This window comes from Nisaea acidiphila, assembly GCF_024662015.1.
Lineage (GTDB): Bacteria > Pseudomonadota > Alphaproteobacteria > Thalassobaculales > Thalassobaculaceae > Nisaea > Nisaea acidiphila.
Window position 1 is genome coordinate 3,601,382 of the sequence record NZ_CP102480.1, and the last position, 20,968, is coordinate 3,622,349.

Annotated in this window: 20 protein-coding genes; 11 read left to right on the top strand and 9 right to left on the bottom strand. The window is 63.4% G+C overall.

Annotated elements, in window-relative coordinates:
* The first annotated feature begins 24 nt into the window (after window positions 1-24).
* Both NUH88_RS16805 and NUH88_RS16810 read left to right on the top strand, forming a co-directional pair.
* Window positions 25-2,025, top strand: a complete 2,001-nt coding sequence (locus NUH88_RS16805) for a hypothetical protein (RefSeq protein ID WP_257767553.1) — start codon at window positions 25-27, stop codon at window positions 2,023-2,025.
* A 60-nt stretch (window positions 2,026-2,085) separates the two neighbouring features.
* Window positions 2,086-2,586: a hypothetical protein gene (locus tag NUH88_RS16810; RefSeq protein ID WP_257767554.1), complete on the top strand. Its 501-nt coding sequence runs from the start codon at window positions 2,086-2,088 to the stop codon at window positions 2,584-2,586.
* Window positions 2,587-2,596: 10 nt separating this feature from the next.
* Here NUH88_RS16810 and rpoH read toward each other — a convergent pair whose 3' ends face one another.
* A complete protein-coding gene (gene rpoH, locus NUH88_RS16815) occupies window positions 2,597-3,484 on the bottom strand; it encodes an RNA polymerase sigma factor RpoH (RefSeq protein WP_257767555.1) in 888 nt (295 codons plus the stop codon).
* A 166-nt stretch (window positions 3,485-3,650) separates the two neighbouring features.
* Complete coding sequence (locus NUH88_RS16820; RefSeq protein ID WP_257767556.1) at window positions 3,651-4,643, bottom strand: RluA family pseudouridine synthase; 993 nt, start codon at window positions 4,641-4,643, stop codon at window positions 3,651-3,653.
* Between NUH88_RS16820 and NUH88_RS16825 the strand changes: the two genes are divergently transcribed.
* The 5 genes from NUH88_RS16825 to NUH88_RS16845 are packed head-to-tail and all read left to right on the top strand — an operon-like array spanning window position 4,642 to window position 8,473.
* Complete coding sequence (locus tag NUH88_RS16825) at window positions 4,642-5,052, top strand: hypothetical protein (RefSeq protein ID WP_257767557.1); 411 nt, start codon at window positions 4,642-4,644, stop codon at window positions 5,050-5,052. The genes NUH88_RS16820 and NUH88_RS16825 overlap by 2 nt on opposite strands.
* Before the next feature lie 19 nt (window positions 5,053-5,071).
* The gene (locus NUH88_RS16830; protein ID WP_257767558.1) at window positions 5,072-5,266 is read left to right on the top strand and encodes a hypothetical protein; all 195 of its coding nucleotides are present in this window, start codon (window positions 5,072-5,074) and stop codon (window positions 5,264-5,266) included.
* A complete protein-coding gene (locus NUH88_RS16835) occupies window positions 5,263-6,345 on the top strand; it encodes a threonine aldolase family protein (protein ID WP_257767559.1) in 1,083 nt (360 codons plus the stop codon). Before NUH88_RS16830 ends, NUH88_RS16835 begins: the two co-directional genes overlap by 4 nt.
* On the top strand, window positions 6,342-7,583 hold the full coding sequence (locus NUH88_RS16840; RefSeq protein ID WP_257767560.1) for a CaiB/BaiF CoA transferase family protein: 1,242 nt from the start codon (window positions 6,342-6,344) through the stop codon (window positions 7,581-7,583). Before NUH88_RS16835 ends, NUH88_RS16840 begins: the two co-directional genes overlap by 4 nt.
* A gap of 2 nt (window positions 7,584-7,585) precedes the next feature.
* Window positions 7,586-8,473, top strand: coding sequence for an HpcH/HpaI aldolase/citrate lyase family protein (locus NUH88_RS16845; RefSeq protein ID WP_257767561.1), 888 nt, complete (start codon window positions 7,586-7,588; stop codon window positions 8,471-8,473).
* Window positions 8,474-8,480: 7 nt separating this feature from the next.
* Here NUH88_RS16845 and NUH88_RS16850 read toward each other — a convergent pair whose 3' ends face one another.
* From NUH88_RS16850 to NUH88_RS16865, 4 genes are all read right to left on the bottom strand, one after another.
* Window positions 8,481-9,293 (bottom strand): class I SAM-dependent methyltransferase, encoded by an 813-nt coding sequence (locus NUH88_RS16850; RefSeq protein WP_257767562.1) that lies wholly within the window; start codon window positions 9,291-9,293, stop codon window positions 8,481-8,483.
* A gap of 49 nt (window positions 9,294-9,342) precedes the next feature.
* Window positions 9,343-9,705: a YggT family protein gene (locus NUH88_RS16855; protein ID WP_257767563.1), complete on the bottom strand. Its 363-nt coding sequence runs from the start codon at window positions 9,703-9,705 to the stop codon at window positions 9,343-9,345.
* A 133-nt stretch (window positions 9,706-9,838) separates the two neighbouring features.
* Entirely contained in the window at window positions 9,839-11,653 is a 1,815-nt protein-coding gene (locus NUH88_RS16860) for a sodium:solute symporter family protein (protein ID WP_257767564.1), read from the bottom strand.
* Between the two features lie 12 nt (window positions 11,654-11,665).
* Window positions 11,666-11,941, bottom strand: a complete 276-nt coding sequence (locus NUH88_RS16865) for a DUF4212 domain-containing protein (RefSeq protein WP_257767565.1) — start codon at window positions 11,939-11,941, stop codon at window positions 11,666-11,668.
* A 208-nt stretch (window positions 11,942-12,149) separates the two neighbouring features.
* Here NUH88_RS16865 and NUH88_RS16870 point away from each other — a divergent pair, with 208 nt between their 5' ends.
* From NUH88_RS16870 to ettA, 4 genes are all read left to right on the top strand, one after another.
* The gene (locus NUH88_RS16870) at window positions 12,150-12,761 is read left to right on the top strand and encodes a hypothetical protein (RefSeq protein ID WP_257767566.1); all 612 of its coding nucleotides are present in this window, start codon (window positions 12,150-12,152) and stop codon (window positions 12,759-12,761) included.
* A gap of 5 nt (window positions 12,762-12,766) precedes the next feature.
* On the top strand, window positions 12,767-14,149 hold the full coding sequence (locus NUH88_RS16875; RefSeq protein ID WP_257767567.1) for a 3'-5' exonuclease: 1,383 nt from the start codon (window positions 12,767-12,769) through the stop codon (window positions 14,147-14,149).
* Between the two features lie 10 nt (window positions 14,150-14,159).
* The gene (locus NUH88_RS16880; protein WP_257767568.1) at window positions 14,160-15,605 is read left to right on the top strand and encodes a DUF294 nucleotidyltransferase-like domain-containing protein; all 1,446 of its coding nucleotides are present in this window, start codon (window positions 14,160-14,162) and stop codon (window positions 15,603-15,605) included.
* A 67-nt stretch (window positions 15,606-15,672) separates the two neighbouring features.
* A complete protein-coding gene (gene ettA / locus NUH88_RS16885; RefSeq protein ID WP_257767569.1) occupies window positions 15,673-17,355 on the top strand; it encodes an energy-dependent translational throttle protein EttA in 1,683 nt (560 codons plus the stop codon).
* 75 nt (window positions 17,356-17,430) lie between these two features.
* Here the strand turns inward: ettA and NUH88_RS16890 are convergent, their stop codons facing one another.
* The 3 genes from NUH88_RS16890 to NUH88_RS16900 form a co-directional block, all read right to left on the bottom strand.
* Window positions 17,431-18,054 (bottom strand): MlaC/ttg2D family ABC transporter substrate-binding protein, encoded by a 624-nt coding sequence (locus NUH88_RS16890; protein ID WP_257767570.1) that lies wholly within the window; start codon window positions 18,052-18,054, stop codon window positions 17,431-17,433.
* 15 nt (window positions 18,055-18,069) lie between these two features.
* The gene (locus NUH88_RS16895; RefSeq protein ID WP_257767571.1) at window positions 18,070-18,891 is read right to left on the bottom strand and encodes an MlaA family lipoprotein; all 822 of its coding nucleotides are present in this window, start codon (window positions 18,889-18,891) and stop codon (window positions 18,070-18,072) included.
* A gap of 226 nt (window positions 18,892-19,117) precedes the next feature.
* On the bottom strand, window positions 19,118-20,869 hold the full coding sequence (locus NUH88_RS16900; protein ID WP_257767572.1) for a tetratricopeptide repeat protein: 1,752 nt from the start codon (window positions 20,867-20,869) through the stop codon (window positions 19,118-19,120).
* Between the last annotated feature and the right edge of the window lie 99 nt (window positions 20,870-20,968).

A 20,968-nucleotide genomic window follows, 5' to 3' on the forward strand; every position in this document is an offset into this window, starting at 1 on the left:
TCCTGATTGAGGGGGCCTGCCAGCATGGCGGACTTGGTCACGCTCAATGACCGGTACGATATCGATCCCGGTCAGCCTTTGCCAGATTATGATTCGCCTTCGGCGAAGGCATACGCCTGTCGTGATACCAGCAACAATTCGGAAATGCTGGCCCTCGTGTGTGACCCCAAGATTCCGATCCGGGTCGAGGCGATCAACGCGCTGAGGGGATTCCCGAACCACAATCTGATGCGCGTGCACGAACATGGCGTGGTGAATTGGGCCATGACCGGCCGGCGCATGCCCGTGCTTGTGATGGACCGGCCACGCGGCGGCCGTGTGTTCGCCGGAGACAGCCAAAGCATCGAGGCTTTCGCGGACGAGGAGCTGTCTCGGGGCTTTCTGACGCCGCTGGTCTCGACCATGCGCGAAATGTCCCAGCGCGGAATCACGCACAGAAATATCCGGCCGGACAATCTGTTCTATTCCGACACCAACCGCCGCTCGGTGATGCTGGGAGAGTGCGTCACCTGTCCGCCGGGGCTCAATCAGCCGAACAGTTTCGAAAGCCTGGAATGCGCGATGGCGGATCGCACGGCGCGCGGCGACGGCAGTGTGCTCGACGATCTGTTTTCAGTCGGCGCCACTCTGCTCTGCTTGCTGACCGGCCGGTTGCCGGCGGAGGAGGCCGATCCGCAGCGGATGATTTTCGACCGTATCAATTTCGGCTCCTATGCCTGTCTCGTCGGCGGCACGCGGCTGCAGATGAACATGGTCGAGGTGCTGCGAGGCCTGCTGACCGACGATCCGCGAGAGCGCTGGACGATCCGCGACGTCGAGCTCTGGCTCGGCGGGCGCCGCCTGACGCCGAAGCAGGTCAAGCTGCCTCAGAAAGCAGCTCGTCCTCTGATGGTCGGCGGCGGTACATACGAGAACGTGCGATCTGTCGCGCACGCAATCGGTCGAAATTGGAGCACCGCCGGAGAACTTGTCCGGGGGCAGGACTTTGACAATTGGCTGCGGCGCTCCCTCGGCAACGAGAATGTCGTTGAGGCGGTGAACAAGGTGACCGGCGGTCCGAACGGTATCCAGAGCGCGCCGGCCGAAGAGGACGCGCGCCTGGTGACCCGGGTTGCCATCGGTCTCGATCCCGCCGCTCCGATCCGCCACAAGGGCTTTTCCGCCCATATCAGCGGTGTCGGACCCACTCTCGCACTCGATTTCAACAACGACGCGACGCGGCAGAAGGTGGCGGCCTTCATTGGCAGCCGGTCTGTCGGCCCCTGGATGTCGGTGCAGACGCGTTCGAAGCAGGATCTCCTGGAGCTCTTCAGCAAGTTCGACAAGCTTCCGACGCTCCTGAACAGTTCCGGGCCCGGCTATGGGCTTGAGCGAGTGCTTTACGAACTGAATGAAGACATTCACTGCATGAGCTCGATGATCGAGCATCTCTACGTGACCGAGCCGGCCGAAGTGATCCCGGCTCTTGAGGCTGTAGCGCAGCAGGACCGCCGCCCGCCGATTCCGATGGACCGGCATTTGGCGGCGTTCCTCGGCGCGAGATCGACGGATATCGACGACCGTCTGCTCCGGCCGCTCGGCAACTCCTCTGACACCCGCCCGGCCATCGACGCGCTCAATGTCTTGCGCCTGCTTGCCCGCATCCAGACGCTCTCGCGTAACGGGCCGATGCCGGGCCTCAGTCACTGGTTCGTCGAGCTCATGAAGCCGGCGGTCAATGCCTTCCACAATCTGAAGGCCCGGGCCGTGGTCGAGAACAGCGTTATGAAGGCCTCGGAATCGGGTCAACTCGGCGAGATCCTGAAAATATTCGACGACCAGCGCTCGCAGCAGCGGGATCAGCAGGGCTATCAGCGGGCCCAGCAGGAGTTCACTCAATGTGCGATCCAGATCGCGCAGATGAATCTTGATCTCCAGAACAAGGACAGTCTGGCGGCGGAAGTCGGGGAGCAGGCCGCCGCCGTCGTGTCCGGGGTCCTCGGCAGTGTGGGAACGACCGCTATCGTAATCCTCTATCTGGTATAAACTCGGAAATCGGAGAGGCGCTGCGGGAACTGCCCGCTGCGGAGAATATCGGGACGGGCAATGGCATCAAGTTCGGCAAATGCCGCTTCGATGAAGGTGATCCTCATAACGATCGTCGGCGGCCTGATGTTGTTCACGCTGCCGACGGTGCTTGTGCTCGGGATCGGTATGATGCCGACCTTCGCCGCGATGGCGATCGACCGGCGGCGGGAGAAATACACCACGCTCTGCGTCGGCTGTATGAACTTCGTCGGGGTTCTGCCCTTTGTCGCCCAGCTCTGGTCCGAAGGACATTCCTACGAGCGCGCCTTCGCCATCATGGCCGACCCCTTCGCCTGGCTGACCATGCTGGGGGCCGCCGGGTTGGGCTGGTGTATTTACCTGATTGCTCCCGGCATCGTCTCGATGGGGATCGCCATGCGGATCGAGCAGCGGATCGGTCGCCTGCGGAAGCGTCAGCGAGAGCTGGTCGAGGAATGGGGCCCCGGCGTGGCCGGAGCCCTCGACGAAACTGCGCACGCCGCCGAGGCCGAGCCCGCGGCGAACCCGAAAGAGGGCTAGGCCCGACCGATCAGGACGCGGTCTCGAGGCGCTGCTCGATAGCGGCGTTGCGCATTGCTTTCTGCAGCTTCTCGAACGCGCGGACCTCAATCTGCCGGACCCGTTCCCGGCTGATATCGTATTCCTGGCTGAGATCCTCAAGCGTGGTCGGGTTTTCCTTCAGTCGGCGCTCGGTCAGGATGTGACGCTCGCGCTCGTTGAGGGCTTCCATGCCGACCGACAGGAGCTTGCGCCGCTGCTCGAGTTCCTCGCTTTCGGCATATTGCTCTTCCTGGCTTTCATGCTCGTCCACGAGCCAGTCCTGCCACTCGCCCTCGCCCTCGACCCGAAGCGGTGCGTTCAGGGAGTGGTCCGGAGCGGAGAGCCGCCGGTTCATGTTGATGACGTCCTGTTCCGGCACGTCGAGTTTTTCCGCGATGGCGGTCACCCGTTCCGGCGACAGGTCGCCTTCCTCGATCGCCTGCATCTGGCCCTTCAGCTTGCGCAGGTTGAAGAACAGCTTCTTCTGTGCCGCCGTGGTACCGATCTTCACCAGCGACCAGGAATGCAGGATGTATTCCTGGATCGCGGCGCGGATCCACCACATGGCATAGGTGGCGAGGCGGAAGCCGCGCTCCGGATCGAAGCGCTTGACCGCCTGCATCATGCCGACATTGCCTTCCGAGATCAGCTCCGCCAGCGGCAGGCCGTAGCCGCGATAGCCCATCGCGATCTTGGCGACGAGGCGGAGATGGCTCGTGACCAGCTTGTGGGCGGCCTCGGAATCCTCATGCTCGCGCCAGCTTTTGGCGAGCATGTATTCCTCTTCCGGCTTCAGCATCGGAAATTTGCGAATTTCCTGCAGATAGCGGGTAAGGTTGCCTTCAGCCGTAAGCGTCGGAAGTGTCGCCTGTGCCATATTGTCCCCTTCGTCACTCTGTCCGGCGGTCTGTCCGAAACCGGCCGGGTGAGGGGAAACGCGCAGCAACGCTCAATGTTCCCCCGTCCGGTACACTATGTAGTGTTCCTCTGTGGCGATTTTAAGGCCTTGTTTACGGCCGATTGGTCGCTGAGTGAAAACAATCTTATTCCCCGGTTTGCCGCAAACCCGCGATCAGGGTTTCCATGTCAGCCGGAAGCGGGCTTTCGAAACGCAGCCGCTCCTTCGTGACCGGATGCTCGAAGCCGATCACGGCGGCATGCAGAGCCTGGCGCTTGAAACCTCTCACCGCCTCCGGGTCTCCGGCCTTGGCGCCCCGTCCGTAGAGTGGATCGCCGATGAGCGAATGGCCGATATGGCTCATATGGACCCGGATCTGGTGGGTGCGGCCGGTCTCGAGCCTGCACTCCACGAGGGCGGCGCGGGTGCCGAAACGCTCGATCATCCTGTAATGGGTGACTGCCGGTTTGCCTTTCGCGGTAACCGCCATCTTCTTGCGGTTGCGCTGGCTGCGCCCGATTGCGCCCTCGATCCGGTCGGCCGGTTTTGGCGGCACGCCGCGGGTGACCGCACGATAAAGCCGCTCGATCGTATGGGCGGCGAATTGCACGACCAGCCCGTGATGGGCTTCGTCGCTCTTGGCGACCACCATGAGGCCGCTGGTATCCTTGTCGATCCGGTGCACGATTCCGGGCCGACGGACGCCGCCGATGCCGGACAGGCTGCCGCCGCAATGGGCGAGCAAGGCGTTGACCAGCGTGCCGTCGCTGCTGCCCGGGGCCGGATGCACCACCATGCCGGCCGGCTTGTCGACGACGATCAGGTCCGAGTCCTCATAGACGACGGTGAGCGAAATCGCTTCCGGTTCCGGGTCGGCCGGCTCCGGCGGCGGCACCGCGATACAATAGGTCCGGCCCGGTTTGACCGCTTCGGAGGGGTCGGTTATCGTCGCCTCTCCGGCGCTGACGCGGCCGTCCAGGATGAGATTTTTCAACCGACTCCGGGACAGTTTCGGCACATCGGGCATCTCCGCGAGGCGCCCGGCGAGCCAGCGGTCGATGCGGTCGGTCGTCTCGTCGCTCTGCCCGGCCTCGCCGGATGCGATTTCTATCTGAAGTGTCTCTGAAGCAGGATCCATGGCCGCGAAGCTACCCGATAGCGATGAAAATCAGAAGGCGGCAGAACCCGCCTGGCTGCTGCCCGTGAAAATCGCCGTCGTTGTGATGGGGATCATGATCTTCGTCGGGCTCGGCGTGATCGCCTACACCATCGCGACCCGCCTTGCCGGGAGCGGCGACCAGGAGGTCGCCGAAGCGCCGGTCGTGGCACCTGCGCCCGCAGCCGGGACGACGCAGCCGGTCGCGACCCCGTTCGGGACTGTGCACATCACCGTTCCGCGGGGCGGCCGCCTCGGCGCGGCGCAGTTCGACGACGGTCGCATGATCCTGCAGATGAACCTTCCGAACCGGAAGATCCGCCTGCTTGTCTTCGATCTGGCGACCGGGAAGGAACTCGGTGCCTTCGAGCTTGCCCCGGCGAATAACTGATCAATCGAGGAAAGAGACGATGAGTAAATGGACTTCGGAAACCCTGCGGGTTGTGGTTCCGGACGGCGCGGAGCTCGGCCCGGCACAATTCCATGACGGCAAGATGATCCTGCAGGTCAATGACAAGGGCGAGACCGTCCGGCTGATCGTGATCGATCTTGCGACCGGCGAGCCTCTCGGCAACGTGGCGATGATCCCGGAAAGCAAGGCATGAGTGCGCAATCCAACAGCTGGAGAGTCAATTTCGCCAGCGATAATGTCGGCGGCGCGGCACCGGAGATCGTCGCGGCTCTGGCAGAGGCGGCAGACGGTTTCGCCATGCCTTACGGCAATGACGATCTGACGGAGAAATTCCGCGCCTTGGCGGCGGAGACTTTCGAGACCGAACTCGCGGCCTATCCTGTCGCGACCGGGACCGCGGCCAACTCGATTGCCCTCGCCACGCTCGCGCCGCCCTACGGGGTGATTTACTGCCACGAGGGTGCGCATATCGAGGAAGATGAGTGCGCGGCGCCGGAATTTTATATCGGTGGCGGCAAGCTCACCTTGCTCGGCGGGGCCGATGGCAAGTTCTCGGCCGGGGATCTGAAGGCCAAGCTCGGCGATCCGAGCGCGGCCGCGGCTGTGCACCATGCCCAGCCGGCCGCGGTCAGCATCAGCCAGCTGACGGAGAAGGGGACAGCCTACACGCTCGAAGAGATACGGGCGATCGCCGACGTCGCCCACGCTCACGGGTTGAGGCTGCATATGGATGGCGCCCGTTTTGCCAACGCGGTGAATGCGCTCGGTTGCTCGCCGGCGGAAGCGAGCTGGAAGTCCGGGGTCGATGTGCTCTCCTTCGGCGCCACCAAGAACGGCGCCTTTGCGGCGGAGGCGGTGATCTTCTTCGACCCGGCACTGGCGAAGGATATCGAGTTCCGTCGCAAGCGCGGCGGTCATCTCTTTTCCAAGATGCGTTTCCTCTCGGCCCAGCTCTGCGCCTATCTTGAGAACGAAAACTGGCTGCGCTATGGGGCAAACGCCAATGGCGCGGCGAAAGCGTTGGCTGACGGACTCCGAAATGTCGACGGCGTTGAGCTGCTTCATCCGGTTGACGGCAACGAGATCTTCGCCCGCATTTCCGCTTCCGTGCATCAGGCGCTGCGCGCCGCGGGTTGCCAGTACTATGCCTTCGGCGAGGCGCCGGATGGCTCGGTCGGTATCCGCCTCGTCACTGCCTTTAATACGGGCGATGCGGAGACCGGCCATTTCCTCGAGGCCGCGCGTGCCGGAGCCAAGGGAGCGGCGGCATGAGCACGGCCCAGGCGGCGTCGGGCCGCTATCCGGCGAACGACTACAGGACCGGCGCGAAGCTGCCGCTCGACGGCGTGCGGGTGCTCGACCTCTCCCGTCTCGTCGCCGGCAATATGGTCACTCACGTGCTTGCCGATTACGGTGCCGAGGTGATCAAACTGGAGCGCCCGGGCTTCGGCGACGACCTCCGCAACTGGCGCACTGAGGGCGTGGCCACCCACTGGAAGGTATTTTGTCGCAACAAGAAGAGCGTCACCCTCGATCTCCGCAAGGACGAAGGCAAGACACTGTTCCTTAAGCTGGTGGAGACCGCCGACGCGGTGGTGGAGAACTTCAAGCCGGGGACCCTCGAGGAATGGGGTCTCGGGCCGGAGGTTCTGCAGGCGCGCAATCCGAAGCTGACCCTGGTCCGGGTCTCCGGCTGGGGGCAGACGGGACCCTGGAAGCACAAGCCGGGCTTTGGCTCTCTGGTTGAGGCGATGAGCGGTTTCGCGGCTCTGAATGGCTTCGGAGACCGCCCGCCGGTGCTGCCGCCGCTGGCGTTGGCCGACATGATCGCGGGGCTCTACGGCGCCTTTGCCGTCATGGTTGCGCTGAGGAATGTCGAGGTCTCGGGTGGAAAGGGGCAGAGCATCGATCTCTCGCTCTTCGAGCCGATTCACGCCATTCTCGGGCCCGAGGCTGCGAATTACGCGCTCTCCGGCAAGGTGCCGCCGCGTACCGGGAGCCGTTCCAACCTGACATCGCCGCGCAATACCTATCGCTGCAAGGACGGGAAGTATGTCGCGCTGTCCGGCTCGATCCAGGCAATGGCCGAAAGGCTCTTCCGCACCATCGGCCGGCCGGACCTGATCGACGATCCGCGCTTCAAGACCAACTCCGACCGGGTGAAGAACAACGACATCCTCGATCCGATCGTCGCTGACTACATGGCCGAGCGCACCCAGGCCGAATGCCTGGAGATCTTCGAGAAGGCGGGGGTCACGGTCGGCCCGGTGGCCGATGTCGCCCAGCTTTCCGACGACGACTACATGGAGGGCCGTGGTGTGGTCGAGGCCTTCCCGGATCCCGATATCGGGACTCTGCCCATGCATGCGGTGATCCCGCGGCTCTCCGACACTCCGGGCGCGGTGCGCAGCCCGGCGCCGGAGCTGGGCGAGCATAATGCCGAAATCTGGTCCGGCCTCGGGATCGGTGAAGCCGAACAGGCGCGTCTCGCGCAAGAGGGAGTGATCTGACCATGGCCGGAACCCTGCCGCTCTGGCGTTCTCTGCTCTATGTCCCGGTCACCAACGAGCGCTTCGTCGAGAAGGCGGCCGCGCGCGGCGCCGACGCCATCAAGCTTGATCTCGAGGACAGCATCCCGCCGTCGGAGAAGCCTGCCGCCCGCAAGGTATTGCGCGACGCGGCTCGGGTGATCTCGAATGCGGGCACCGAGGTTCTGGTTCGTATCAACCGGCCCTGGCGTCTGACCGTCGCGGACCTCGAGGCGGCGGTCTGGCCGGAGATCTCCGGCCTCTGCCTGCCGAAGCTTGAGAGCGCCGATCATCTCGCCTTCCTCGACGAGACGGTCGAGGAACTGGAGCGCGAGCGCGGAATGGAGATCGGGAGCGTCTGCTTCATGGGCCTGATCGAGACCCCTCGCGGCCTGAATAACGTGCGGGAGATCGCCAAGGCCAGCCCACGCCTGAAGGGGCTCTCTCTCGGTCAGGAGGATTATTCCGCCGCCCTCGGCATGCCCACCCTCGGACCGGGCGATCTTGTCGAGGACATGCGCCTCGTCCAGCGCGCCGCCCGTGAGGCCGGTATCCTGCCGCTCGGCTTTGCCGGTTCGATCGCCGAGATCACCGATATGGATGTCTTCCGGGCCAGTGCGGAACGTGCCCGCGCGCTTGGCATGGAGGGCGCCTCCTGCGTCCATCCGGCCCAGGTGCCGATCCTGAACGAGGTCTTCTCTCCGACCGAGGAGGAAATCGAGACGGCGGAGGCGATGGTCGCGGCCTACGATGCCGCTATGGCGGAAGGTCTCGGCGCGGTCAGTTTCCGGGGAAAGATGATCGACGTGCCCGTGGTCGAGCGGGCACGCCGGGCACTCCTCTTGCGCGATCAGATCGCGGGACGGGGATAGAGCGCACTTATCCGCCGACCTTCTTTGCCGTCAGCAACACCCAGGGTGTCGGACCGCGGCGCCATTCCCAGACGGCGAGCAGTTGGTCGAGGCTGTTAAGCGCGCGGAGCTCAGCAAAAGCTCCGGCGTTGCGAGGTGCGGGGGCGATCATCTCGATCTCGTGCGACTTCTCGAAGCGCTCGAGAAACTCCCTGTAGAGCGGAATCTCCGGCAGATTGTGCAGTTCGACCAGCAGGTCCAACTCCGCGAGCGCCGGCGCCTTCTTGGGATCGAGCAATTCCAGTTCCGCGCCTTCGATGTCGCAGAAAATGAAACTGTCGCCGGCGGGCAGGGTGGCGAAGTCCTCATGGGCAAAAGCCTCGCCGATAGCGATCCGCTCGCTGACATCGTTCAGCGCCGCCAGTTCTGCCGTCAGCCGCCGGGCATTGGGATCCAGATCGTAGGCGAGGATGCGTGCCGCCGGCATCAGCCGGGCGAGGCCGACCGCGTAATAACCCTCTGCGCTGCCGATATTCACCACGGTGCCATAGCCGCGCGCGACGACATGCTCGATCACCGGGTGCAGCTCGGCTTCGTAGGTGCCGAGCAGTTTTGGCGCTGTGCAACCCTCCGCGATCTCGCCCGGCAGGACGGTACCGGCGAAGGGGCCGGAGCGTACGACGTCTCCCTCATGCCGGCGCAAGGTGTTGGAGACAAGCTGCGAGCGATGCATGGCGATGAGTCGGAGCGCCCGCTCCAGCCGTGCGATTTCGCTTTCCTCTTCGTTGTCGAGAAGTTCCCGGACGCGTCCGAGAACGCGGCGATGGTAGTCGCCCGCCATATGTCTGCTCCGTTCTTGCCGTACAGCTCTGACGAAGGAGGATACTTCTCTATCGCCCGACGAGCTGTCCGATCAGGTCATAGACCATGTAGGAGATCTCGCTTTCCAGGGGAAGCGAGAGCATGCCCATAGCGCCGTAACCGAGCAGCCAAGGCAGCAGGTAGAAGCGGATCATGAAGAAGAACCAGGCGACATAGAGTGGGTGCAGCCAAGGCAGCAGGAAACCCGGGGTCACCGGGGCGAAGAAGCGGAGCAGCGGGTTGGTCACCCGGACGAAGAAGCGCATGAAGAAGAAGTGCGAATCCTCCGGCAGGAAAATCGACATCGCGAAGCGGCCAAAAAGAGTCCACATCACCACGCCGAGCAGGTAGTCGATGGCGAGAACCCAGATGGGGAATGCGCTGGCGTCCATTTAGGCGTTGCTCCCGGAGTTTATCTTTTTGATTGAGCATGAAAAATCCGGGAGGAATCTTGGCCCCTCCCGGATTTCTGTTCAAGCCTGTCCGGGACGGGTTCGACGCCGTCCCGGATGATTGGTGTTTCGCTCAGTGCGAGCTCGCGAGGACCGTTTCGCCGCGCGGCGTGCGTACCGCGTCGACCATGCGCTGGGTTTCCTCGTCCGGCTCTTCCGTCATCAGGCTGACCACGATCATGCAGACCAGGCTGACCGGCATGCCGATCATCCCGAACCGCAGATGGTCGATGCCCATCCACGGCTCCCCGCCGGCAAAGTGGACGTAGTAGAGATAGGCGGTTCCGGAGAGGAACCCGCCTATCATGCCGGCGATTGCGCCCTGACGGTTTGCCCGTTTCCACCAGATGCCGAGCACCAGCGGGAAGAACAGGCCGGAGCAGGCGAAGTCGAAGGCCCAGGCCACCGCCCCGAGGATCGAGGTCAGCTTCAGGCTGGCCACGAACGCCCCTGCCGCACCGACCGCGAGAAGCAGGATCCGGGCTGCTATGAGCCGGGTCTTGGTCTCCGCATTCGGGTCGATGATCTTGTAGTACAGATCGTGGCTGAGCGCGTTGGCGATGGCGAGCAGGAGCCCGTCCGCCGTCGACATGGCTGCGGCCATACCGCCTGCCGCGACGAGACCGGAGATCACGTAGGGCAGACCGGCGATCTCAGGCGTGGCCAGCACGACGATGCCGGTCCGCATGAAGAACTCGTTGATCTGCAGGATCCCGTCCCCGTTGGAGTCGGAGACCGCCAGGAAGTTCACCGCCGTCCACTTCTGGACCCATTCGAGCGCGTTCACGTCGGCAATGGATTTGCCGATGATCCCTGTTGCCAGGTTCGGGTCGAGCAGCGAAAGCTTGGTAAAGGTCGCAAGCGCCGGCGCCGTGAAGTAGAGCAGGAAGATGAAGAGGATCGACCAGCCTACCGAAATCCGCGCAGCACGCACGGACGGCGTCGTGAAGTAGCGCATGAGGACGTGTGGTAGGGAGGCCGTGCCGCACATCATGCAGAGCACCAGGGTGGCGAACTTCCATTTCTCGATGAAAGTCTCGCCCGGCGCATTGATCGGCACCGTCAGTGCCTTCAGCCCGGCAAAGGCCTCCGTCGGTTTCAGCACACCCACCTGATGCAGGGCTTCGAGTTCCTGCACCCGCTGGACCGCATCGCCGTAGGCCAGCTGCGGGATCAGGCCGAAGCCGCTCTTGTTCGACATCCAGACGACCGGGATGATGTAGGCGATGATCAGCACGATGTACTGCGCCACCTGGGTCCAGGTCACCGCTCGCATGCCACCGAGCATGGAGCAGACGAGGATGCCGGCAAGGCCGAACCAGACTCCGACCTCGAACGGAATCTGCAACGCCCGTGCCGCAACCGTACCGGTGGCGTTGATCTGCGCCGTCACGTAAGTGAAGGACGCAACCACCAGGACGATCACCGCGCAGAGGCGCGTGAAGTTTCCGCCGTAGCGGGTGCCGATGAAGTCGGGCACCGTGTAGCAGCCGAACTTGCGGAGATATGGCGCCATCAGCGAGGCGACGAGCACGTAGCCGCCGGTCCAGCCGACCAGGAAGGCCATGTAGCCGTAACCGCCGAAATAGATGCCGCCCGCCATGGCGACGAAGGATGCGCCGGACATCCAGTCCGCCGCGGTCGCCATGCCGTTGTAAAGCGCCGGTACCTGCCGGCCGGCGACATAGTACTGGTCCGTCGCCATGGTGCGCGACAGCACGCCGATCAGGGCGTAGATGCCGATGGTGAAGCCGACGAACAGATAGCCGATTGTGTCAGCGCTGACCCCGGCTTGTTCGAGAATGGCCATCAAGATGATGAAGAGGAGGAACCCGCCCGTATAGAGGCCGTAGATCTTCCCCAGATTCTGGATGAAATCACCCTTCATGTCGGATCTCCCCTACTCGTCCTCGTTCTCTTCTTCGGCGACGCCGAATTCCTCGTCGATCCTGTTCTGGGCGCGCGCGAACCAGAAAATTATTACGACGAAGGCGAAGAGCGATCCCTGTCCGGCCATGTAGAAGCCGAGCGGGAATCCGAGAATGGAGATCGAGTTGAGTTGCGGCGCGAACCAGTGCACGCCGAAGGCGAAAATGAACCAGATTATCAGTACGAGGATGGTGAGGCTCTTGGTGCGCTGCCAATGCGCCTCATGATTGGAGTCGGCTTGCGCCATTCTACTAACCCCCCTTTCTTACCATCGCCATTTGTTGACGTTTTTTATGTATCGCGTGTACCACGCAATATTCTTAGTCTATGCCGGTTTAGTCGAATCAGCTACAGAATTGTGAAATCCTTGAAATTCAAGGAACTCTTATGAAACTTGGAAAGTTGTTATGTTTCAGCGCGTTTTGACGGATTTTTGGCGTAGGGCACGACTGTTTATGCCGTTCTCGACGCGCTGGAAGGAAGAGCCTGTCGATAGTGTCGAATCGGCCGCGGAGTTCGTGAGTACTCAGGCTGCTTTTGTCGCCCAGACAACGCTTTACGGGTATATCCGAACCCGGGCCGGCACTCGCTATACCGCCCTGTATGACGACGAGGCCTTCGCGCAATCGATTAATATCGCGAAATGGCGTCTCTACCTTGCCTGCGCGACGGATCTTGCGGGCTATGTCGCGGCTCTCTGCTGCGGCGAAACGGATCCCGAGAACGAGCCGCGACTGGCTGTCCGTCTAGTCCGGCTCGCGCTCGCGGAATATGACGAACCGGCGGAGACGGTGCCCGGCTGGGCGGAGGCGGTTGAACATGCGGAATCGCATCTGCTCTTTACCAAGCCCGATCCCATGGATTGGCTGAAGGCGTTCGAGTTCAGCGAGGACGCGCTCGTCCACTGGGCGCCGATCGCCGACGAACTGAAGATCCTGGACGAAGAGATCGTCCGCAATTCCATCCGCTTCAAATGGAAGGACGTCCGCGTGAAACTGGCGGTTTTGCTGCGTGCCGGCGCGGTTGCGGAAGCTTTCGGCGACCCTGCTCAAGCGGGCAGGGAGTAGGGGCCTTGGCGGCGGGGTCCGACAGGGACGACTCGCCGCTCCGGCGCGCCATCGTGATGCGGTACCGGACGCGCCGGACCCATGCGGTTCTGCTGACGGCGATACCGGTTGTTCTGCTGCTGGCGCTCGGTATTTTCACCGTGCGGTTCGTGCTTCTCGCAGAGGCGGCGGACTGGTCGCTGCTCGTTCTGCCTGCGGTCGGGACAGGGGCCGCAGCGCTTCTGACCTATGCGGTCTATGGGATCATTGCCGCGCATATCGCCGACCTCGACCGGATGAAGGAGGATCTCGATCTGGCCGCCACTACGGGCCGGCTGCCGGCACGCTGGCGCCAGTTCACCGGCGGTCCGGGCGAGATCGCGGGCCTTTCCCAGGCGGTGGAGCGCGCCTTCATCCGGCGCCACAGGCACCGTTCGGAAGGCGCGTGGATTGCCGGTGTGCTCGCTGGCATTCCGGCGGCGGTGATCGTCTTTACGGGAACCGGGCTCGTCGCGCTGTCGAATGCGGCCGCGCGCAGGCGGCTCGGCGAGTTCGGCACCTCGCCGGGTCACAGTATCTTCACCATCGTAGATCACGGGCTGTTGGACGCTGCGCTGCGCCGCGCCAGGGAAAGCAAGCGGCCGGTGGAATTCGCGCTCTCTGATACGGACGGCAATGCTGTCGAGGCTCAGCTCGCCGGTCTGGCTGAAGGCGGGGTGATCTCGTTCCTGGCCCCGGCGGAAGACGTGCTGCCCGAGCAGACGGCGATGGATCTCAGCCTCGGAGCCGCCGCGCCCATGCCGATGCCGTTCCTTACCGGTACGCCGCTCACCGGCCTGCCGGTCGTCAGCCTCGACCTTGAGACCACCGGACTGGAGGCCAGCCGCGACCGGATCGTCTCTATCGGCGCGGTCCGCGTGCAGGGCGGCCACGTTTTCACCGGCGCGAGCCTCGATATCCTTGTCAATCCGGGGATTCCGATCCCCGAGCGATCCTTCCAGGTGCACGGTATCAGCGATGAGCTTGTCGCTGGCGCACCGCCTCTTCCCGAGCTGTGGGAGGAGCTGAATCGTTTTTGCGCCGGATGTGTGATCGTCGGCCATCAGATCGGATTCGATCTTGCCGTGCTGGCGGCGGAAGCCAAGCGGCACGGTCTCCCGGCCTTCGATGTGCCGGCACTCGATACGATGGCACTGTTCAAGCAAATCGCGCCGGACGAACGGATCGGACTGGATAGTGCGGCCGAAGCCATGGGGCTCAGCGTTTTCGGCCGGCACACGGCGCTTGGCGATGCAATCGTCACGGCGGAGCTGTTCAACGCCATGGTGCCGGAACTCGAAAGCCGGGGGATCGCCGACTATGGAAGGGCCACCGAGATTGCGGCGCCGCGCCCCTGGGGGCGGGATTAGGAGCATCGCGATGGACGAGAGGACCAGATTCGACAGTTACCCCTACCGCAACCGGTTGAGCGATGTTGTCGCCTGGGAGCCGCTGGATATCGGCCCCGAAGCAAGTCTTGCCGAAGCGGCGGCGGCAATGTCGGCGCGCGATGTCGGCTCGATCCTCGTCCGTGGCTCCGGCGGTTGCCATGAAGGTATCCTGACAGAGCGGGATATCATGCGCCTTGTCGCGGCCGGAAAGTCCCCGGGAATTCCGGTTTCAGAAGTGATGTCGTCGCCGGTCCAGGCTCTTCCGGCCGACACGCTGATCTACAAGGCCATGGGGCGGATGGAACGCCTCGGCATCCGTCATCTCGCCGTCACCGACGCGGAAGGCCGGATTATCGGCGTGGTGTCGCTCCGGACCATTCTGAAGACCCGGAACACCGCCGCCTTCGCGCTTGGGGACGCGATCGAGTCCGCGCCGGACGCAGCGGCGATCGCTGCCGCCCGGACGCGGTTGCCGGCATTGGTGCGTGCGTTGCTGCACGATGCCACACGGGCGACAACCGTCGCCGGCGCGATCAGTGCGGCCATGCGGGACTCGACAGAGCGGGCCGGTCTCTTGGCGGAAGCCTCGATGGAGCGGGACGGGCTAGGCAAGGCCCCCGCGCCATACGCCCTCCTGGTGCTCGGTAGCGGCGGACGAGGGGAGAGTCTGCTTTCGCCGGATCAGGATAATGCGGTGATTTTCGACGGCAGCGGCGAGGAGGATGCCTGGTTCGCCGAATGGGGAAAGCGGCTCGCCGATATTCTGAACGAGGCGGGCGTGCCTTATTGCAATGGCGGTGTGATGGCATCCAATTCGCTCTGGCGCGGAACGCCTGCCGACTGGCGCGAACGGGTGGCCGGATGGGTGCGCAGCGGGCGCGGCGAGAGCATCATGAATGTGGATATCTTCTTCGATTTCGCGCCTGTGCTCGGCGATGCGGCGCTTGCGGCGGCGCTCCGGCACGACGCGGTCGAGGCGGTTTCGCGACAGACGGTGTTCCTCGGCAATCTCGTGCAGCATATCGGCGGGTTCCGGCCGCCGCTCGCCTGGGACGCCTTCGGGCTGCTGAGCGGCTTCCAGCTGAAGGACGGACGGGTCGATCTGAAGATTGGCGGGACCCTCCCGCTCGTCGCCGCCGCGCGGGTGCTGGCTCTGCGGCACGGTGTCGAGGCGGTCTCCACAATCGGGCGCCTGAATCAGCTGCGGGAGAAGGGCGTTCTCTCTCCCGGCGACGCCGCCGCCGCCTCGGAGGCTCTCGAAGCGGTGATGGATGCTATATTGCGCCAGCAACTGGCCGATCTGGAGGACGGTATAGCGCCGTCCTCGAAGATCGATCCTTCCTTGCTGGACCGCCGGACCCGCCGCGCCCTGCGGAACCATCTGGCTGTCGTGGATCTGTTGCAGCCGATGGTCCAGGGCGCTGTCAGCGGCTAGTTGCCGCCGAGCCCGCACTTGTCTAAAACTCAGGCCGCAATTCTAAATTCTCGATGGGAGCGGCCCCTTGGCAGCGTATCAGTACATCTACGTGATGAAAGGTCTGAGCAAGACCTATCCCGGCGGGCGCGAGGTCCTGAAGAATATTCACCTCTCCTTTCTGCCGGGCGCCAAGATCGGCGTCCTCGGCGGCAACGGCGCCGGTAAGTCGACCCTGCTCCGGATCATGGCCGGGGTGGACGAGGAGTACCAGGGAGAGGCCTGGGCGGCGGACGGCGTCAAGGTCGGCTATCTCGCCCAGGAACCGCAGCTCAATGCCGACAAGGACGTGCATGGCAACGTCATGGAAGGCATGGGCGAGACGAAAGAGCTGCTGGACCGCTTCAACGAGGTCAGCGCCCGTTTCGCCGAGGAGATGACCGACGACGAGATGAACGATCTCCTCGCCGAGCAGGCCGAGCTGCAGGAAAAGATCGACGCTGCCGACGCGTGGGACCTGGACCGCAAGGTCGAGATCGCCATGGACGCGTTGCGGCTGCCGCCGGGAGATGCGGATGTTACCAAGCTGTCGGGTGGCGAGCGCCGCCGCGTGGCGCTCTGCAAACTGCTGCTCTCCGCGCCGGACATGCTGTTGCTCGATGAGCCGACCAACCACCTCGACGCCGAGTCCGTCGCCTGGCTGCAGCGCTTCCTGCACGATTTCCCGGGCACGGTGGTGACCGTGACCCACGATCGCTACTTCCTCGACGAGGTGGCGGGGTGGATCCTCGAACTCGACCGCGGCCGCGGCATTCCCTACGAAGGCAACTATACCGGCTGGCTCGAGCAGAAGCAGAAGCGTCTGGAACAAGAGGGCCGTGCCGAGGATTCGCGCCAGCGCACCCTCAAGCAGGAACTGGAATGGGTCCGGCAGTCGCCGCGCGCCCGCCAGGCCAAGAGCAAGGCGCGTCTCAACGCCTATGAGGAACTGCTCGCCCAGAGCCAGGAGAAGGCCAGCGATGCCGCGCAGATCGTCATTCCGGCCGGTCCGCGTCTTGGAGGTCAGGTGATCGAGGCCGAGCATCTGAACAAGGGCTTCGGCGACCGTCTGCTGATCGACGATCTCTCCTTCAAGCTGCCTCCGGGCGGCATCGTCGGCGTGATCGGCCCGAACGGCGCCGGTAAGACGACGCTGTTCCGTATGATCACGGGGCAGGAGCAGCCGGATAGCGGCAGTTTCGTCGTCGGCGATACGGTTGTGCTCGGTTATATCGACCAGTCCCGCGACTCGCTGGATGCGAAGAAGACCGTCTGGGAGGAAATCTCCGACGGGCTCGATGAGATCGATCTCGGGCGCCGCAAGATGCAGAGCCGGGCCTATTGCGGCCAGTTCAATTTCCGCGGCGCCGATCAGCAGAAGAAGGTCGGTCAGCTCTCCGGCGGTGAGCGCAACCGCGTGCACCTCGCCAAGATGCTGAAATCCGGCGCCAACCTGCTGCTGCTTGACGAGCCGACCAACGATCTCGATGTGGACACGCTCCGCGCACTGGAAGAGGCACTGCTCGAGTTCGCCGGCTGCGCCGTGGTGATTACCCACGATCGCTGGTTCCTGGATCGTATCGCGACCCACATTCTCGCCTTCGAAGGCGACAGTCATGTCGAATGGTTCGAAGGGAACTTCCAAGCTTATGAGGAAGACAAGAAGGCCCGGCTGGGCGCCGACGCGCTAGAGCCGCACCGGATCAAGTACAAGCCGATCGCCCGTACCTGATCGGATCATCGGACCCTGAAATGCAAAACGCCGGCTCTCGAGCCGGCGTTTCCGTTTTGGCGCTGTCCTGGACCGTCACGCGCGGCGGCGCAGGTTCTCCAGGATTTCTTCCATCTTGACCAGCAGCGAGTCGATCTTCCCGCCGCTGCCGTCGATGACCGCGGAATACTCGTTACGCTGGGTGATCCCCATGCTTATGCCTTCGATCACAACGTCGACAATCTTGAAGGTTCCGTCATCCTCGATCAGGCGCCAGTCAACCAGAACGTTGCTGGAGGAATTGGCGGGATCGACGATCCTGCTGCTGACGACGGTGTAGCGTCCTGTTTCCGAGTTTCCGGTGACCTCGAATGTCTGGCCGGAATAGGCATCGAACTGGTTCGTATAAGTGAACACGATGCTTTCTTCGAAGAGCTTCAGGTAGGTTTCCCGCTGTTCGGGGCTGGCGCGGCGCCAGTGCTTTCCGAGCACGAACTGGCCGATCCAGCGCATGTCGAAATTGGCGTTGAGCAGTTTGCGGAATTCCTCACGTCTGGCTTCGCCGACGAGAGACTTGTCGGTCACCATGGCGATCGCGGTGTCGCCGAGGGATTCGACGAATTGTTCCGCCGTCTCACCTTTGCTGCCGGCGAAAGCCGGCGCCGCCACCAGAGCGAAGCAGAGCAGGAAACCGAAGAACGCGCGATGCATTAGCGTCATCGTGATAGCCTCGGATCAGTTCGCGTTCGCCGGAAGTTCGCCGGTCACGGATTGCGGGCGATCCGACGGCTCGAAATTCTGGAATTCCTCGCTGCCGTCCGCGGACTGCACGCCTTTCGGCGGTTGACCGTTGCGGATCTCGGATTCGCGACGCTGCAGATAGATGGACCGCAGACGTGCGTAATAGTCGACCGACGAGGCCTTGAGATCGTTGATGCCTTCGTAATTCCGGGCCCGGAAATCGACCGCTTCTCCGGTGCCGCGCGCGATGGTGATCGCGTTCCGCGCGCCCGGTCCGCTGACGAGGTAGGTCAACGGATCGAAGAAGATGTCGACGACCGTGCCCACGATGTCCCGTCCGTTGGACGGACCAATCAAAGGCACGACCAGATACGGACCACCGGCGACACCGTAGGAGCCGAGCGTCTGTCCGAAGTCCTCGTCCCGGTAACCCCAGCCGAGACCGTCACCCCAATCGATCAGGCCCGCTGTCACCGCATTCACGAAAAACTGGCGCGTCGCGCTGCCTGCATTCTCCGTATCGCCCTGGAGCAAACTGTTCGCCACGACGACCGGCGACCGCAACCAGAGCAGGAAATTCCGCACCATGTCCTGAATCGGATCCGGCACGGCGTTCTTGTAAACGAAAGCGGTCGGCTGAAGAACGATCGTGTCGACCGCATCGTTCATTGCGAAAACCACACGGTTCACGGGCTCGATCGGGTCGTAGACCTGCGGTCCTTCCGTCGCATCCTCCGGAGAGGACGCGCAACCCGCGAGCAAAAACAGCACGAGAAAAACGCCGGCTGCGCGATGCATCCGAGACAAAAGTGTCATCTTACCAACCCGTTACCTGTGCGCCCCGAGAACGCCCGCTCCTGATTCTTTAAGCCGGCAACCGACTGTGCAGAACCCAAACAGCCAGCCCCTCTTCGGCTGACCGTGGATATTAGCTGGTACCACAGAGGTTTATGCAAAGCCAGTACCCCTCAAATTACGCGTGATTTGTTAACAACGTGTTGTTGCAAAAATATCGCGTTTCCCTTCAGCATGGCACCGCCCGCTACTTGATCCGCCGCGCCAGGGCGAAAGCGCGGCGATTCCATTCGATCGCGCCGACGGCCTTGTAAAGCCGTCCGGCCTGAATCGCGAAGGCGGCCGCGGCGGCATTGTCGATATTTATGGAGAGCAGGCCGATCATGAGCAGCGAATCGGCCTCGCTGATATGGTCCGCCGCCTGACGGAAGAGGCCGCGGGCTTCGGCATATGCCTGTTGCGCCTGCGAGAGGCGGCCAAGTTGCGATTCGAGATCTCCGATCGCCCTGAGGGCGGCGCCTTCGAGGGCCATTTCGTTCAGGCCGCGATACATCGTGCGCGCCTGGGCAAACGTGACCCGAGCGCGGTCCGGCATTTCCATCAGGACATCGATCTGGCCCATATCCATGAGCGTCTGCGCGGCGTCTCGCGTGCCGCCGGCATTGCGGTAATGATTCTGCGCCTCCTTCATCACTTCCCGGGCGCCGCGCGTGTTGCCCTTCTGCATTTCGACCCGGCCCTTGCCTTTCAGTGCGTCTGCCAGGATCGGCAGCTTGTCTCCGCCTTTGGAAAGCTGGATGGCCCGTTCGAAGTTCTGGCGCGAATCTTCCAGCCGACCTGCCATCCGTTCCATCTCGCCGAGGCCGATAACCAGCCGGGCCTCAAGGCTGTCGTCATTGGACTCGGCCAGCATGGTGCGGGCGACCATCCCTTGAGCGCGGGCGAATTCGAACCTGATCGGCGCGCGCCTGATATCCCCGCGACCCGCCGTCAGCGCGCTATTTCCGACCCGTCGGGCCGCGTCGCGGAACCGATCCGCGGCATCCAGCGCGGAGGCCTGCGCGTTGGGACCGCGCTCCAGGCGCCGGAGCACGTCGGTCATGGCCAGCCGGGTCATGCCTTCGCCGATAAAGTCGCCGGTCCGCCGGTAAAGAGTCAGCGCCCGTTCCAACCGGTTCTGGGCCTCTGCGGTCCGTCGGGTCTGCCGGTCGATCTCCGCCCGGCAATAAAGGGCGTGTGCCTCGCCGCTGCGGTCGCCGACCTGGCTGAACAGGAAATGGGCGTGGTCGAAAGCCCCGGCGGCCTCGTCCGATTTTGTGAGCTGCATTGCGGCCTCGGCGAGACCGAGAGCCGCGTTACCTTCGCCGAAACGGACATTGTCGTCTGAGTAGAGACGCGCGGCCTCCGAAAAGGCTTCTCTGGCGCCGTCGAAGCTCTTGCGTTCGATCAGCAGATAGCCTTGCTGCAGCAAGGCATTGGCCATACCCACGCCGCTCTTCGCGTCGCTCGCGGCATTATAGGCGGATTCGTAGCGTTTGGAGGCGTCATCGTGCTGACCGCGTGCGCGGTCCAGTTTGCCGAGGCTTATCAGGCACTCGACCACGCCGTCGCTGTCCTTTGCTTCCTTGAAGAGGCCGAGCGCCTCCTGGACGTTTTCCCGTGCCTCTGAAAACAGCCCGTTCAGCCGGAACCCTTCTCCCTGGGCCCAAAGCCGGCCCGCCATGGCAGCGGGGCCTGTGCTCAGCGTGCCGCCCGAGCGCATGGCCTGCACGCCGCCGCCGCGTGCGATATCCCGCGAGACCACCCAGTCGGCGATCAGACCGCAGAGCCCGAAGACCGCGATCGTCCCGGCGACCAGATGCTGGTAATTCGGAGCCTTGCCCAAGGTAAAGAAGTAGCTGGCCATCACCGCGATCGAGGTGAGTGCGATGATCGTCAGCCGCCTTTGCCAGAGTCCTAGCCGGCCGCGGCGCTTCGCTCTTGTGATCGCGGAACGCAAACGCGTTCTCCTTTTCGCAGTCGAGAGGCGGGTATCAAATCGTCAACGCGGACCCTAATTCAGAAAGTATGCCAATCCGTTAAAGCTCGGCGGCAATGA